Raw genomic sequence first — 16,499 nt, forward strand, 5'->3', positions numbered from 1 at the left:
ATCAATTCCGGTTGGATCGGAATGATTTAACCGCAGAGTACGCAGAGAACACAGAGGAAGAGAAGAGAGAGAGGAATAATTTCGATGAATCGTGGATTTGATATTATTAGCAGACTCCAACAAGTAACAAATAACTTATTACTTCTGTAACAGGGGGAAAAAATGCCCTACTGGCCCTTGGCCTTCCCCAATATCCAAAGCATATTTGAGAGCAGTAGTAACATAATTCTTAGCTAATGTCACCGCTGTAAACAAATCTTTCCCCAAAGCTAAATTAGCAGCGATCGCAGCACTCAAAGTACAACCAGTCCCGTGAGTATTCCCAGTATCAACATTCTCAGTCTTCAACACATCCAAGCGCGTACCATCAAACCAAACATCAATCCCCCGCAAATCTCCCGCCATCCCGCCGCCTTTCACCAAAACAGCCTTTGCGCCCAAACGATAAATCTGCTGCGCCGCCGATCGCATATCGTCTAGAGAAACAATCTGCAAACCGCTCAAAATCTGGGCCTCAAACCGGTTGGGAGTCACGACAGCAGCCATTGGGATCAAAACATCGCGCAAAAATGCGATCGCCCCGTCATCAATCAATCGATCGCCCGATCGTGAAACCATCACCGGATCGACAACCAAATTCCCTATTCCCAAAGCTTCCACCTGTGAAGCCACCGCCGCCATAATTTCCCGATTCAGCAGCATCCCAGTTTTCACAGCGTGAACCCCAATATCCCCAGCCACCGCCTCAATTTGAGCCGCCACAGCCTCCGCAGACAAAGCATCCACCCGCGTCACCCCCAAAGTATTTTGAGCCGTCACGCAAGTCAAAGCACTCGTACCGTGCACGCAGTGAAACGCAAAAGTCCGCAAATCCGCCTGAATCCCAGCCCCACCGCCACTATCAGAACCAGCCACAGTCAAAGCCACAGGAATCCTCGATTTAATCATCTTCTTCCACCCCAGATAAACGCCAACTTGAACCAGACAAATCCCAATCATATCTGTGGCACGGGCGTCCCGCCTGTGCTTCCCCGTGGCACGGGCGTCCCGCCTGTGCTTCCCCGTGGCACGGGCGTCCCGCCTGTGCTTCCCCGTGCCACGGGCGTCCCGCCTGTGCTTCCCCGTGCCACGGGCGTCCCGCCTGTGCTTCCGAAGGGTTAAATTCCCCAAACAAAATTAGCTATGATTAAACCAATTGTAAAGAATTATTGCAAACCACTGTGAAAATCACCCGAATCGACCTCAACTCTTGGATCTTCCACATCGCAGGCCAAACCATCCTCGTCGATCCCTGGCTAATCGATCCCCTCGTGTTTTACGGTCAACCCTGGCTGTTCACCGCCTACCACAACACCCCTGTCGCCTTCACTCCCAGCACCTTACCGCCGATCGACCTCATCCTGATTTCCCAAGGATTAGACGACCACTGTCACAGGCCCACACTCGAACAGCTCGATCGCACAATTCCCGCGATCGCCTCACCCACCGCCGCCAAAGTCCTCAGCAGTTTAGGCTACACCAATATCACATCTTTAGCAAATTGGCAAGAATTTAATTATCAAGAAAAATTACAAATTACCGCCGTACCCGGAGCCGAAATCGGGCCCGGACAAGAAGAAAACGGCTATTTGCTAAAAGATTTAAGCAGCGGCGAGACACTTTATTACGAACCGCACCTGCCACCATTAGAAAAAGTTAAACAGAAAATAGACACAGTAGACGTAGCGATCGCCCCAGTCATCGGTCAAATCTTCCCATTCCTCGGACAAGTCATCATCGGCCCTTCGGAAGCCCTCAGCCTCGCCCAAACTCTCAAACCTCGGTTTTTCCTGCCTACAGCGGCGGGAGACATCCGAGCCACAGGCATTTTACCAATGTTAGTGCGATCGATCGGCAGCATCCCCGAATTTCGCGATTTACTAGCAAAATCCGGTCTCTCCACCCAACTCCTCGAACCCGAACCAGGACAAACCCTCGAAATTTTAGATTTTAGATTTTAGATTTTAGATTTTTTAGATTTTAGATTTTAGATGCTCGATATTTTCGATTTTTTAGATGGGAGATTGGAGATTCAATGCCAAATCCCCAATCGCCAAATCCCAAATCTCAAATCCAAAATCGCCAAATCCCCAATCTAAAATCTAAAATCTAAAATCTAAAATCATCTTGGCGGACGACGGTTACGCAAAAACTCAGGAATATCCAATCCCAAATCCTGCGGCGGTTTCGCTTTCGGATCGGGCGTCTGTTGAGCAGGAGTCACCGGCACAGTTGCAGCCCGCCAAGGAGCATTAACATTTTGCGTCCGCCCCGGAGTCGGAGGCGCCGGAACTTCCCCCGAAAAACCAGTAGCGATCACAGTAATCTTAATTTCGCCCTGAAGCCGCTCGTCAATCACCGCTCCAAAAATAATATTGGCATTCGGATCGACAACCTCGTAAATCGTCTCAGCCGCCGCATTCACCTCGTGCAGCGTCATGTCAGTACCGCCAGTGATGTTAAACACCACACCTCTAGCGCCCTCAATAGACGAAGCTTCCAGCAGAGGCGAAGAAATAGCCTGCATCGCCGCCTCCCTAGCCCGCGACTTGCCAGAACCCACGCCAATGCCCATCAAAGCCGAACCCGCATCCGCCATTACTGCCCGCACGTCAGCAAAGTCAACATTCACCAAACCGGGAATAGTAATAATGTCAGAAATACCCTGAACCCCTTGGCGCAGGATATCGTCAGCAACTCGAAAAGCCTCTTGTACAGGCATTTGTTCGGAAATCACAGACAGCAGCTTGTCGTTAGGAATTACGATCAGCGTATCCACCCGAGTTTGCAAAGCCGCGATTCCTTCCTCAGCTTGGCTGGTGCGCCGCCGTCCCTCAAACGTAAAAGGCCGCGTTACTATGCCCACAGTTAAGGCGCCCATTTCCTTAGCGACCTCAGCCACGATCGGAGCCGCGCCCGTGCCCGTACCGCCGCCCATGCCGGCTGTGATAAATACCAAATCCGCATGATTCAGAGCATTAGCAACTTCATCGCGGGATTCCTCCGCAGCCTTTTGACCGATCGCCGGATTGCCCCCGGCCCCCAAACCGCGCGTCAACTTCTGTCCGACTTGCAAGCGTTTCGGAGCATTTGAGAGAACCAGAGCTTGGGAATCTGTATTCACACACCAAAACTCGACACCAGAAACCTCGCTGGCAATCATCCGGTTAACGGCGTTGCCCCCACCACCGCCGACGCCAATTACTTTGATTTTGGCGGCACTGCTGGGCATTATGTCTTTGGGATTGACCATAGGATCGATATCAATACTATCTACATTTACATAACCAGACTTGCGTCTAAAGGGATTGGCGGAATCTGCAGCCACCGGAAAATTTTTTACTTCTTCCGAAGGGGGACTGTCTTGGTCAGACCCCTGTCTATTATTAAGCTTCATTAGAGTCGGGGATGGTAGATTAGAGCTTGTTAACTAAACGCCAATTCACAATCAACTATAGGCTAAGTTGCGCGAAAAACTAACACAGATCGATGCTTAATGTTAGCAATCTCGGATTTTGCCGACCTCGCTAGCCTAGACCTCGCTTGACGCCATCAAGGTACTTGACCGGATTAAGGCAATTGTAAGCTGCGTCAGAAGGAAAAAAAATGGATACTAGGCCCAGACGCGGGGCGCTATCCAAAAACTGTGCTGATTTCAAGCCCTATCGATCCTGATGGGCAAAAATTCTGCCTATCGATCGATACCTTCTACCTTCTGTTGACAGAGGATCAATTCTGGGCGCGAGTGGGTGCGGGAGTGGAACTCTGCTTTGTCAAACTTACCCAAACTTTGCTAAAGCCACCTTTAGCCGCAATTCGGAGTTGACTTCCTGCGCTGTTGGGTGGTCGGCCATCCCAAGATAAGCAGGCTATCCCCCAATAGCCTTGGGTTCCCAATTTAAAATATTTAAACTGGCATTGAGATCGCGATCTATTGAGGAGCCACAAGCAGGACAATCATAAGTCCGAACGCTTAGTGGCATATCTTTTTTATGCCCGCAATTCGCACAAGTCTTAGAACTGGGGAACCATCGATCCACCAGCACTAAATTCGCTCCATACATTTTGCACTTATAATTTAGCTGCCGCCTGAATTCGTAAAACCCTAAGTCGGATATTGCCCCAGCCAACTTGTGATTTGCCATTATTCCGCTTACGTTCAAGTCTTCTATATTGATTGACTTGAAAGTTTTAGCTAAATAAGTCGTTAACTTTTGAAGGAAATCTTTGCGAATGCAAGCTATTCGTGCGTGAAGTCTGCCGAGCTTGTTGTAAGTTTTGCGCTGATTGTTTGAGGCTTTTATTTGTCTTGATGCCTTGCGCTGCAACCGTGCAAGCTTGGTTTTCGCTTGCTTTAATGGCTTTGGTGCATCAAACACTTGACTGTTTGACAGGGTAGCAAAATATTTAATACCCACGTCAATCCCTACAGAGCTTTCGGGTTGTTGAATTGGTAAAAGTTCCGCATCAACACAGAAAGAGACGAACCAGCGATTTCCTTCTTGTGAAATGGTAAAAGTTTGAGAGACAAAACCGCATTCCAGTGGCTCGTGAAGTCGAAAAGTTCCCTGCGTGGGAATCTTAATGGTGTTGCCAGCAGTTAGTAAAACTTTTCCATTAGACGAATCAACCGTGAATGATTGCCCATCCCGGCGGCTGGCAAATTTCGGATGATCGGCTTTTCCCAAGCGATACCGACTGAACGCATCTTTCAAGTCAATCAAAGCGTTTTGGTAAACACGAGAAGACAACTGGTTCATCCAAGCGCATTCAGGTTGTTTCTTGACGTGGTTGGTGAGAACTTTCTTGACTTCGTTGATGACCTTTGAGTCTGAAAAATTGCCCTCACCGTACATTTGGACTCGCAAGCTCAATCCCATGTTAAATACTACACGCCGGAATCCTGCGTGTTTTGCCATCAAGGTTGCTTCCCTATTATTCAATTTGAGCGCTCGCTTGACGGCAAACATGGAACTTCCTCTCAACAATCAACTTTAGATAAGTTTAGCAAACTATTTAGCAATTAAGTCCGAATCCAAACTGCCGGGGAGTTGTGGCAAATGGACGATCGGCGAAGCAGGATTTTTCAAGTCAATGTAGGCTATTTTGCTTGAATCTAGCTGTTTTGGCAATTGTCGCATTCGGTCTAAAACCTTAAGTTGCTCCGCAGTCTTGGAACTGTACGGCCCTAAGTGTACGGTACCGATCTCTGTTTTCAAGATCAAGTTGTTCGGGTTTTGCCAATTAATCTCAAAAACTTTCACCGTCAAGCCACTGAGTCCTTGGTAAAACTTCGGCCAAGAGGCGCGATACTGTTCCAAAGGCCCGATGACTTTTAAAGTGGGCAAAGAACGCTGAGCCTGCGTTCCCGGAATGCTGCCGGGCCCGATCGAACTATTCTGCGATCGTACAGCAGTATAACTATCCGACGGCATCCAACCTCCGCGAGCGTCCAGCCACCCCACTTTTTCCTTATCACTGTTCGATCTCAACACCGCCGTCGGCTGCGCCACCGCCACCGGCAGGCGTTCTGCCACTTCTATAGTCAAACTCGGCGGAAACAAGTTACGAGTCACCTTCGCTTTAGCGATCGGCCCCGTTGACTCCAGCTTTTCGGCCAGCGCCTGCGGTTGAATCCCCCACAGCGACTGCGGGTAAGACAGCGGCACCAAAGACCGCACCGCCTTATCCGATAGCCACTGATTGCCCTCCACCTTCACTTGTTCCGATCGGGCAATTAACCAAGCCGGCTGAGCAATCCACCACAGCAAACCTCCAGCCATTGCGCTCGCTGCCAGCATTTGCCACACCACAGCCGCCAATCGAGCGCGCCTCTGCTGCCGCAACTTTTGGCGCCTGCGCCCTAACTCTGTTTGAGAAACCGCTCCAAAACTAGCCATCTACCTCTTGACAATATAGTAATTAACGATTAGCACAAATTCAAAACTGTTTAATCTTTCTCTCTCGAACCCTGTTTTCCCCTACCATTTAACCAGATATCCGCAAATTTACCCATACTCCTGCCAATACCAGTAATATCACTGATCCCGCTAAGTAATAAAAAATTATTAATTAAAAATTCCCAATTCCAGCGCCGGGAAAACCCCTTACCAGATCAAGGTTCTTTGGGTATTTAGGGCATTACCCCACAGGGCAAAAGGTTACAAATCAAACTAAACTCAAGTAAAGAAAGTTTAGACTTTCGATTAACTTTTTAACTTTTATTCGGCTTCAATTGTGATCGCACTCGAATTAGACAGATTCTATAAAGCCTGCAACCCCAGCAAGACCCTTGTTGCGGGAGACCCAGGGGATTATCAATACTACATTGATTTTGGTTCCGTGCGTGGCGGCAAAATCATTGAATCTTTACAGCGAACCATTACCCGCATCTCCCCCAATGAGCCAACCTGTCAGCTATTTACAGGGCATATCGGGTGTGGCAAATCTACGGAATTGTTTCGACTAAAAGCTGAGTTAGAGCAAGAGGGTTTTTGCGTCGTCTACTTCGAGTCTTCCCAAGACTTAGACATGGGGGATGTAGATATCAGCGATATTTTGCTGAGCATTGCGCGCCAAGTCAGCGAAACTATGGAATCGGCTAAAATCAAACTCAGACCGAGCTATTTTACAAATCTGTTTGCAGAAGTGGCAGAATTTTTGCAGACTCCCATAGATTTGTCAGCGGAAGCCGAGTTATCTGTAGGCATTGCTAGAGTGACTGCTAAAACTAAAGACTCTCCCAAACTGCGATCGCAACTCAGGCAATATCTCGAACCCCGCACCAACAGCATCTTGCAGTCGATCAACGAAGAACTCCTCAACAAAGCTAACGCCGAACTCAAGCAGCAAGGTAAAAAAGGGCTCGCAGTCATCGTTGACAACCTCGATCGCCTCGACGCCTCCCTCAAACCCAGCGGACGCACACAGCCAGAATATCTGTTTTTAGACCGGGGCGAACAGTTGAAAAAACTTAATTGCCATGTTGTCTACACGATTCCCTTGACTTTGATTTTTTCCAACGACTTCGGCCGCCTCGCCAGTCGATTTGGAGTCAAGCCCAAGGTGATGCCCATGGTACCAGTGCAAGTGCGATCGGGCGAAGACCACCTCGAAGGAATGGCACTGCTGCGCCAGCTAGTATTAGCCAGAGCTTTCCCCGCAGTTGCTCCCCATCAACGCATTGATTTGATTTCCCAGGTGTTTGACTCTCCCGAAACTTTAGACAGGCTTTGTCGGATTAGTGGGGGTCATGTTCGCAATCTACTGATGCTTTTGTATAGCTGTTTGCAGCACGAAGACCCTCCCTTCTCTCGCGAATGCCTCGAAAGCGTCATTCAAGAATATCGCGATGACCTTTTGGGAGCCATCAATGACATGGAATGGGAATTACTGTTTCAAGTTGTCAACCGACAAAGTGTAACAGGCGAAGAAGAGTCTCAAATTTTGTTGCGAAGTATGTTTGTCTTTGAATACCGCGATCAAGAAGGTCGTTGGTTTGGGATTAATCCAGCCCTAGCAGAAACCCGAAAATATAAGGAGTGGCTGCAGCGCAGTGAGCCAAAATAGTTGGGATTTTTGAGATAGCTTCGTGACTCTAAAAACCCTTAACTACGAGGGATTTAGAAAGAATTTAACTAAAAATTCATCGCTCAAAACTCCGAAATCTTACCATCCAATACAGAAATCAGTCAGCGGTTTTTTCCACTGGCTAATTTCTGTTGAATGCTGGCTATAGGCGGTGTATTTTATTGTCCTCTAAAACTTTGCCACCACTAAGGACTTTGCCCACTCTCAACTCTCATATCTGCAATGTCAGACCCCCTATGTCTGTTTTTAGCTGTTGCTCTTAATTTCACATAATCCCATACCGGAGGACATTTTTTTTGCTGTTATGCTAAATGCCTGCTACAGATATATCGAAGTTGTTTACTAATAGCTAGCCGTCGGTATGATCGTGAACTAAGCAGTTGGCTATTTATGATCTGTAGTCCTTTATATATCGCTTAATCAAAAAATCTAAGATAACCTTAAATTTTTATTCGCAAGTCTAGCATTCTCTGAGATTGAGAGGTATGATATCTTTACATTGGATCTAATAAATATGTAAGTATTGATAGGACAAGTACGGAAAACTACGTATTTATACAGAGATAAAGCGTCAGACAGAGACGGGGATGTCTAAGTAGAGACGCTTTCAGTCACGATGGGCGAGCGTTAGGTAATTGATTAATGCAAAAGAGGTGCACGCATGACCGATCTAATTAAGGTACAAGAAACTGCAAACTACAACGAGCGCTCGCTCAAAACTCTGGTCAGGTCAATCACAATGTCTCAACACCAATTCTCGCTAATTTTGGTGCGCTGCAACTACGAGCAGTTGCGGCAGCAAATAGCGCAGCGGCTGCGAGAAGTGTCCCCAATTCCAATTCAAGATATCGTCCTGCCAGCTTCAGTCAAAACCCTTTACACTACTCTGCTCTCAAGCACTTTCCAGGAGGGGTACTCGCCTGTCGGTGACGCCTCGGCTTTGATGGTATTTGGTTTAGAAACAGTAGTAGCGATCGACGAACTGATGGCTTCTACCAATCAAGTGCGAGACGAATTTCGCAAAAATTTTTCCTGCCCAGTGATTTTGTGGGTAACAGATGACATCGTGACCAAAATGATTCGTCTGGCCCCGGATTTCAAAAGTTGGGCCGCCGCCACAATTAAATTTGAAATGGGCGTTGACGAATTAATTAATTTCCTCGCTAGGCGGGCCGATACTATATTTAAAATAGGCGAACTCAATCCAGAACTCGCCAGCAGCAACGTCAGCACCATCGCTAATTGTGAGACCTGCCAAACCCCGTCCGAAAAACGCGGTCTGGAGCGGGAAATCAGCCCCGGAGAAAACTTTCTAACTTTTAACTCTGGGCCCCAAAACCGACGACAATCAGATGTCCACTCGTACTCGCCGTTGAGTCCCGGCAATACCTTCGATTTGGCGATCGGCTCTTTGCCACGCCGAGAACTAGAATTAGCTTTAAGAGATTTACAAAATCGCGGTCAAGAATTAGAACCCGCCCTCAAAGCCAGCCTGCAATTCGTTCTCGGTCGAGATTACTATGTCAGCGACCAAACCGAAACTGCCTTAATTCACTACCAAGAAAGCTTAGTATTTTGGCAGCATCAAACGGGCAATTGGGAACTCGCAAACTGGGAAAATTCCGAAAACCCAGAAACCCTCTCCTGCTCATTGTCGAATCCTGTCCCCAACATCCTATTTTTAGAGAGAGAAGGCATAGTGCTATTTCACATAGCCCTGTGTCACCGCTTGCAAGCAGCCAGAAACCCGGTAGCCAACCGCCAGCACTGGGAACAAGCTTGGATTAGCCTGGAAAAATCTAGAAACGCTTTCTCCCTGGCCTCACGCCCGGAATTGGTAGCTGAGGTGACAGCACACCTCGGAGAAGTGCTGCAGCGCCTGAAAGCTTGGGGAGAGTTGCAAGCATTAGCTGAAAATTCTTTGCAGTTGCACTTCACTTACGGTACTCCCAGCCAACTAGCTCAAGATTACGGCTTTTTGGCTGAAGTTGCCCTGCAAGAGTCGAGGTGGAGTCAAGCCCGCCAGCTAGCCGAGTTGGCTTTGGCGATTTTGGATCAAACGCCTAATGATTTGAGATTGCTGATTGAAGATTTGAGATTGGGGTTTGAGGGAAATTATCCAGAATTTGTGGGATCTAACGAGTCAAGTAACGAACCCAAATCTAAAATTCAACATCCTAAATCCGACAGGAGTTCGTATCTTTTACTTTTAGCCCGAAGTTTGCGGCAGCTAGGCCAGTGGGAAGCGGCGGTTCATTCTTTGGAGTTGGCTCAATCTCAAAGCGAGCCGAAGTACGACCCCCGACTTTACATCGATATTTTGACGGAACTGCAAGCGGTTTATTTCGAGCAGGGAGAGTATCTTAAAGCATTTCGGATTAAAAAAAGCCAGCGTTCGATCGAATATCAATACGGATTTAGAGCTTTTATCGGAGCCAGCCAATTGCAGCAGCAGCGCCAAGCCGTCAATCCTTCAGGCCCCTCAGCTCAGAACCAAGCTGCCATCGCAGCCTCCATGACGGCTTATTCGCGCCAAACAGATATCAATAGCTTGCTAGAAAGAATTAGCAGGGACGACCATAAATTAACTATTATTCACGGGCCCAGCGGAGTCGGGAAAAGTTCTCTAGTCAATGCCGGCTTAGTACCAGCTTTGAAAAATATTACTCCGGGTGCGCGGGATACATTGCCCGTAGTAGTCAAAGTTTACACCGACTGGCTGGTGGAGTTAGAAAATGCTTTGAACAGCGCACTGTACGACAAACAAGCCGAAGAGGAAAGTAAATTAATCTCGAAAGGAGTACAGGAAATCCACAAAAGAAGTTGCTCGGTTATTCCTGCTCGCAGCTCGGAAGTCTCTTCTTTTATTATAGAACAGTTGCGCGAAAATGCCACAAATAATTTGTTAACTGTGCTGATTTTCGATCAATTTGAAGAGTTTTTCTTTGTTTCAACTTCTGTGGCACAAAGACAACTTTTTTATAATTTTTTGCGTTTGTTTTTGAACTTGCCTTATGTCAAAATAATTCTGTGCTTGCGCGAAGATTATTTGCACTACTTACTAGATTGCGATCGCTTCCCAAATCTTGATGCTATTAACAATAATATTCTCGACAAAAGCATCCGCTACCAACTGCGGAGTTTTTCTATCAAAGACGCGCGGGCTGTCATCGGACACTTAACAGAACGGGCAGAATTTTATTTAGAGCCGGCACTGATCGATGCCTTCGTAGAAGATTTAGCAGACGAACTGCAAGAAGTGCGACCAATCGAATTGCAGGTAGTAGGAGCGCAACTGCAAGAAGAAGGTATTACCAGTCTAGCACAATACCAGCAATTGGGGGACAATCCCAAAGCAGAATTAGTGAAAAGATCGCTCGAAAGAGTCATCTCTGACTGCGGGCCCATTAACGAAGACGCAGCTTGGAAAATCTTGTTTTCCCTGACAGATGAAAGAGGCGTAAGACTGATAAAAACCAAACACGAACTCTCGTTAGTTACAGGCCCGCAGCCAGCCGATGCCCGCGAAACCGAATTATCGGCGATCGGCAGAAACCGAATTTCCCTACCGCGACAGTTCGCTGCATACCCTGAAAGCCGACCCAAGAAAACCGACAACCTGGACTTAATTTTAGACATTTTAGTTGGTCACGGTTTGCTATTTTTGCTACGGGAAGCGCCCGAAGACCGCTATCAATTGGTACACGACTATTTAGTGCGACCGATTCGCCAAAGATTCGGCTTAGAAGCGAGACTCCACAAAGCAGAAGCGGACAAAAAAATGAGTCAAGCACAGCTCTACCGAGCCAATACTTTTCTCAAACAACTGCTGGGAGTAGCAGTGATCGGCGTCATGCTGCTAACCAGTTCCACCATCGCCGCCGTAAACTTTTGGTGGCGGGCTGTGGGTCAAAAACAGCTAGCTGTCGCTCAAACTCAGCGAGCCGAAATCAGTACCCTGACTGCTGCTTCGGAAGCACTTTATTTCTCAAATAACAAATTTGACGCCATGATGGAAAGTTTGAGAGCTGGTAAAAAGTGGAAACAGATCGAACACTCCCAACAAATGTATACTCTCAAAGACACCGAAATCCTGATTTCTGCTGCCCTCCAGCAGGCAGTTTATGGAGTCAAAGAACGCAACCGCTTGGAAGGACACGGCGATGTAGTTTGGGGTCTTAGCTTCAGTCCAGACGGCGAGACAATAGCTTCTTCCAGTGTAGATAAAACCGTCAAACTTTGGCGGCGCGACGGCAGTTTGCTGGCAACTTTCAAAGACCACACTAACAGTGTCTCCTGTGTCGCGTTCAGTCCCGACAACAAAACCATAGCGTCGGCAAGTTTAGATAAAACTGTCAAAATTTGGCAAACTGACGGCCGTTTGTTAGCTACTTTCAAAGGGCATACTAATAGCGTTACCAGCGTTGCTTTTAGTTCTGACGGTCAAACGATCGCCACTGGCTCTACTGATAAAACTATCAAACTTTGGAAAACCGACGGCACGCTGCTGCGAACGATCGAACAATTTGCTCCCGTAAATTGGCTAAGCTTCAGCCGCGACGGCAAAATAATCGCTGTGGCGAGCGATGACGGTAGTGTGAAACTGTGGAGTTCTGACGGTAAGTTAATCGCTAATTTATGGCACAGCGAAAACAGACAACCCTCGAAAATTTACACCGTCAGTTTCTCCCCCGATGGTGAAACGATCGCCAGTGCGGGTGAAGATAAAACGGTGAAAATCTGGAGCATCGCTGCACTCAAACACCCACCAACAGAAAATTCAACACCAGCAAAAAAAGGTGAACTGCTAACAACTTTGCGGGGACACACCAAGTGGGTATTCGGTGTCAGTTTCTCCCCCGATGGTCAAACACTTGCTTCGGGAAGTGCAGACGGGACTGTCAAACTCTGGAATCTTGCTGGTGTTGGCGACAAACGCCCAACCGATGCTAGCAACATTAAACCAGAGAGTCGCTTACTGAGAACTTTTGAGGGACACGCCGATCGAGTTACTCAGGTGAGTTTTAGCCCGGAAGGCAAAACCTTGGCTTCGGCAAGTTTTGACAAAACTATCAGGCTGTGGCGACTCGATGACGTGCCGCTCAAAACCCTCGACGGACACCAAAACCGGGTGCAAGGCGTTACTTTCAGCCCCGACGGCCAAAAGCTGGCTTCTGCTTCTACGGACAACACTATCAAACTCTGGAGTCGCACGGGGGTTTTGCTGGAAACCTTGGAAGGACACACTCAGAGAGTCGCCAGCGTCAGTTTCAGCCCCGACGGCCAGCTACTTGCTTCTGGGAGTTACGACAAAACGGTGAAAGTCTGGAGTTTGACAGAAGATGGCATGAATAATATTCTCCCTTGTCCTTCGGCTCCCCTATTCCCGTGTTCGCCTTCTGTGCTGTTGACTCTCGACGGCCACGCCGACAGCGTGATGAGCGTGAGCTTTAGCCCCGACAGCGAGGTTCTGGCAACGGCTAGCAAGGATAAGACTGTGAAACTCTGGACTAGAAACGGCAGGCTGATTAAGACTTTGACGGGACACACAGGCTGGGTGACTGGGGTGACTTTCAGTCCCGACGGCTCGATGCTGGCTTCTGCAAGCGATGATGGTACTCTCAAACTCTGGAATCGGGATGGTCGTTTGCTAAGAACTTTTGAAGGAGCTCACAACAGTTTTGTGTTGGGGGTTGCTTTTAGCCCTGATGGCAAAATGCTAGCTTCGGCTGGTTACGACAATTCGGTGAAATTGTGGAAGGTAGATGGGACTTTGGTGGCGACGCTGCTGAAGGGTTCTAGCGACAGCGTGACTAGCGTTGCTTTTAGCCCGGATGGTTTGTTGGTTGCTTCGGGTAGTTACGATCATAAGGTGAAACTGTGGAGTCGCAGCGGGACTTTGCTGAAAACTTTGACGGGTCACAAGGATAGCGTGATGAGTGTGAGTTTTAGCCCGGATGGGAAGGTTCTGGCTTCTGCGGGCCGGGATAATCGGGTGATTTTGTGGAATTTGGATCTTGACGATTTGCTGGTGAGGGGCTGCGACTGGGTGGGGGATTATTTGAGGACTAATCCTAATGTGAGCGATCGCGATCGGCTTCTCTGTGAGGGGGTTGGGGCAAAACCAAATCGATTTTAGATTTTAGATTTTAGATTTTAGATTGGGGATTCAGTCGATTTTAGATTTTAGATTTTAGATTTTAGATTGGGGAATTCAATGGATTTTCGATTTTCGATGTTACTCATCCCCTTGAGGAGCTCGATCGCGCTAATTTCCCCCTCCCCCCCTCTCCCCCTCCCCCCCTCCCTCTCCCCCTTTCTCAAAAACTATTTTTTCCTTCCCCTTGCTCTCCGCTTCCTGTAAAGTAAATAATTGTAAAGAAATATGAGTTTTCTCTTATCCTCTGGTTAAGACCGCCAGCTAGCATTCACAATTAAGACCCGGATTATAAGTTCCTATGTCACAGCTTTTCCCGCGAAAATTTCTAGCCTCTGTTGCCGCATTTTTTCTGGCTTTGTCTGTGTGGACGATCGCACCTGCGGCCCACGCTTTCAATAATCCCGATTTGTTGCCTTCTACTCAGACGCCGATCATTGACTTAGCTAAAGCCCTTACGGATATTGAAGAACAAAGTTTGGCAAAAAATTTAAACGCCTTTGAAGCCGAAACCGGCTGGAAACTGCGAGTGCTGACTCAGTACGATCGCACGCCCGGTTTGGCTGTCAAAAGCTATTGGGGGCTAGATGACAAGAGTGTGTTATTAGTTGCTGACCCGCGAGGGGGCAATTTGCTCAATTTTAATGTGGGCGACTCGCTGTATCCGCTGCTGCCGCGCACTTTTTGGGTGGAACTGCAAACCCGCTATGGTAATCAATTTTTTGTGCGGGACAATGGCGAAGATCGAGCGATTATTGAATCTTTGGAGTCGATAGAAGGCTGTTTGCGTCAGGGCGGATGCCGCGTGGTTCCCGGTTTGCCGAGGGAACAGTGGATTCTGACGTTAATTACGTCGGTGGTTGGCGGCGTCATCTGCGGGTTTGCGGCTCAGCCTCGGAAGCCGGGACAGGTTGTGGCTTGGCAGTGGGCGCTGATTTTTTCGCCGCTGTGGGGCATTCTGTTTTTCGCTTTCGGACTTGGGCCTGTGGTGACTCGGACTTCTGACTGGTTGCCTTTGGTTCGGAATGTGGCCGGTTTTGCGATCGGAGTTTTGGTGGCATTCCTGACTCCGGTGTTGGGCAAATCTTCTTCGTCGTCGGAAACTTAGTTGGCAGTTGGCAGTTGGCAGTGGGTAGATTTTACTCAACAGTCAACGAATGACTAAAAGCTGGTAAGCTGATACCTGACAACTCAGAGGCGACAGCTATCCAACAAATGGAATGGCACGTAAGCGATGCCCAGAGTCTGGGATTAATCGATAACGAAATTGGCGACCACGGTTTTTCAGCGGCGGAGTACGAAATAGTCCGCCGCGTGATTTATGCGACTGCTGATTTTGAGTACAAGTCTTTAATTAGTTTTTCCGATCAGGCTTTGCAGGCTGGGGCGGCGGCTTTGGCTGCTCGGACTACGATCGTGGTAGATGTGCCGATGGTGCAGGTGGGCATTACGCCACAAATCCAAAGTACCTTTGCGAATCCGGTTTACTGTTCGATGGAGGCTTTGACGCGCCCCCAAAAGGAAAGGACGCGGGCGGCTTGGGGGATTGAAACTTTGGCAAGACGCTATCCTGAAGGGATTTTTGTCGTGGGCCAGGCTCAAACTGCTTTGTCGGCGATCGTGGATTTGATTGAATCTGAGGAAATTCGACCAGCTTTGGTGATTGGGACTCCTTCTGGGTTTGTGGGGGTGGATGTGGCTAAGTCGCGGCTGCACGATTCGATGATTCCTCACATTCGGATTGAGGGCCGCAAGGGGTCTGCGGTGGTGGCTGTGGCTATTGTTAACGGGCTGGTGGATTTGGCTTGGCAAGCTTATGGGCAAGAGGGAAACAGTTGATCGAGAAGTCAATCGATTTTAGATTTTAGATTTTAGATTTTAGATTGAAGCATTGATACCAATTTAATGTGAAGTTGCACATATCTCGATCCCCCTAAATCCCCCGATCGAAGGGGAGTAGGGGTTGACTTTGAGAAGAATCTTGTCCCCCCCTTATTAAGGGGGGTTAGGGGGGATCAGATTGTATGCAGCGTCATAAAAAATTGGTATGACTCCACGGATAAATTCGGGGGGCAAGTTTCATCGGATACAGGTTTTTTATTTCTGGGTCCTGAGTCTGCGAAGGAATGAATCCGGGGGCTTGTATCCTGGATGCTTTCGGTCAGCAGTCATTAGTCATTAGTTATTAGTCGTTCTGGATTATTTTGAGCAGTGTTGCGGTTAATTAACCAACTTTCAAACGATCGTTGACTTTCACTGCTGCGTCGGCCCGCTAGCAAACCTTCTACTCCAATATGTTCGTCTAAATCAACCCATTCAATGGCATAACCATCTCCAAGTAGCTGCCAATTATGTCTTTCCTCCGGGGAACCGTGCAACAAACGGGGATACCAAGCTAAGGGAACACTCAAACTGCGACCATCAACTAAGTCCACAATTACTTTTTCATCTGTCACCGTGACTTTAATTACGAGGGGTTCTGTTTCAAGGATCAAAGTAGTGATGCCAAGCCTCCAACAATATTTGTTCATATTCCTCTACAAGACGAGCAATCTGGTTTAATTCATGCTCTTTGAAGCCTCGATTTTTTTCTAGAGATACAGGATTCATCCAAAATTTGGCAAGTTGCCGATCGCGCTTAGGAATGAGAATTAAATAACTTCCACTCTTGAAAGTGGGATGGGCGTCCCGCCCGTCCAAAAAGGACGGGCGG

12 protein-coding genes are annotated in these 16,499 nt (G+C 48.0%); 5 read left to right on the forward strand and 7 right to left on the reverse strand.

The features are described from left to right. Positions 1-138 precede the first annotated feature (138 nt). Both thiD and QT987_RS20815 read right to left on the reverse strand, forming a co-directional pair. On the reverse strand, positions 139-948 hold the full coding sequence (thiD, locus tag QT987_RS20810; protein ID WP_333243764.1) for a bifunctional hydroxymethylpyrimidine kinase/phosphomethylpyrimidine kinase: 810 nt from the start codon (positions 946-948) through the stop codon (positions 139-141). Then, complete coding sequence (locus tag QT987_RS20815) at positions 941-1,174, reverse strand: hypothetical protein (RefSeq protein WP_333243767.1); 234 nt, start codon at positions 1,172-1,174, stop codon at positions 941-943. Before QT987_RS20815 ends, thiD begins: the two co-directional genes overlap by 8 nt. Before the next feature lie 46 nt (positions 1,175-1,220). Between QT987_RS20815 and QT987_RS20820 the strand changes: the two genes are divergently transcribed. After that, positions 1,221-2,000: an MBL fold metallo-hydrolase gene (locus QT987_RS20820; protein WP_333243770.1), complete on the forward strand. Its 780-nt coding sequence runs from the start codon at positions 1,221-1,223 to the stop codon at positions 1,998-2,000. Positions 2,001-2,161: 161 nt separating this feature from the next. Here the strand turns inward: QT987_RS20820 and ftsZ are convergent, their stop codons facing one another. The 3 genes from ftsZ to QT987_RS20835 form a co-directional block, all read right to left on the reverse strand. Further along, the gene (gene ftsZ, locus QT987_RS20825; protein ID WP_333243773.1) at positions 2,162-3,436 is read right to left on the reverse strand and encodes a cell division protein FtsZ; all 1,275 of its coding nucleotides are present in this window, start codon (positions 3,434-3,436) and stop codon (positions 2,162-2,164) included. Between the two features lie 472 nt (positions 3,437-3,908). Further along, positions 3,909-5,009 (reverse strand): transposase, encoded by a 1,101-nt coding sequence (locus QT987_RS20830; protein ID WP_333243777.1) that lies wholly within the window; start codon positions 5,007-5,009, stop codon positions 3,909-3,911. A 42-nt stretch (positions 5,010-5,051) separates the two neighbouring features. Continuing rightward, the gene (locus tag QT987_RS20835) at positions 5,052-5,939 is read right to left on the reverse strand and encodes an FtsQ-type POTRA domain-containing protein (protein ID WP_333243780.1); all 888 of its coding nucleotides are present in this window, start codon (positions 5,937-5,939) and stop codon (positions 5,052-5,054) included. 337 nt (positions 5,940-6,276) lie between these two features. Between QT987_RS20835 and QT987_RS20840 the strand changes: the two genes are divergently transcribed. The 4 genes from QT987_RS20840 to QT987_RS20855 all read left to right on the forward strand — a co-directional run bounded on the left by QT987_RS20840 (position 6,277) and on the right by QT987_RS20855 (position 15,625). Next, positions 6,277-7,608: a P-loop NTPase fold protein gene (locus tag QT987_RS20840; protein ID WP_333056118.1), complete on the forward strand. Its 1,332-nt coding sequence runs from the start codon at positions 6,277-6,279 to the stop codon at positions 7,606-7,608. 682 nt (positions 7,609-8,290) lie between these two features. Next, positions 8,291-13,768 (forward strand): WD40 domain-containing protein, encoded by a 5,478-nt coding sequence (locus QT987_RS20845; protein WP_333253774.1) that lies wholly within the window; start codon positions 8,291-8,293, stop codon positions 13,766-13,768. Between the two features lie 319 nt (positions 13,769-14,087). Further along, positions 14,088-14,894: a TPM domain-containing protein gene (locus QT987_RS20850; protein ID WP_333243787.1), complete on the forward strand. Its 807-nt coding sequence runs from the start codon at positions 14,088-14,090 to the stop codon at positions 14,892-14,894. 107 nt (positions 14,895-15,001) lie between these two features. Then, on the forward strand, positions 15,002-15,625 hold the full coding sequence (locus QT987_RS20855; protein WP_333152258.1) for a precorrin-8X methylmutase: 624 nt from the start codon (positions 15,002-15,004) through the stop codon (positions 15,623-15,625). A 332-nt stretch (positions 15,626-15,957) separates the two neighbouring features. Here QT987_RS20855 and QT987_RS20860 read toward each other — a convergent pair whose 3' ends face one another. Both QT987_RS20860 and QT987_RS20865 read right to left on the reverse strand, forming a co-directional pair. Beyond that, positions 15,958-16,317, reverse strand: coding sequence for a DUF2442 domain-containing protein (locus tag QT987_RS20860; protein ID WP_333243789.1), 360 nt, complete (start codon positions 16,315-16,317; stop codon positions 15,958-15,960). Then, the coding region (locus QT987_RS20865; protein ID WP_333243792.1) for a DUF4160 domain-containing protein at positions 16,271-16,499 on the reverse strand (229 nt) is incomplete at its 5' end. The genes QT987_RS20860 and QT987_RS20865, both read right to left, overlap by 47 nt.

The organism is Microcoleus sp. SVA1B4 (assembly GCF_036700545.1).
Taxonomy (GTDB): Bacteria; Cyanobacteriota; Cyanobacteriia; order Cyanobacteriales; family Microcoleaceae; genus Microcoleus.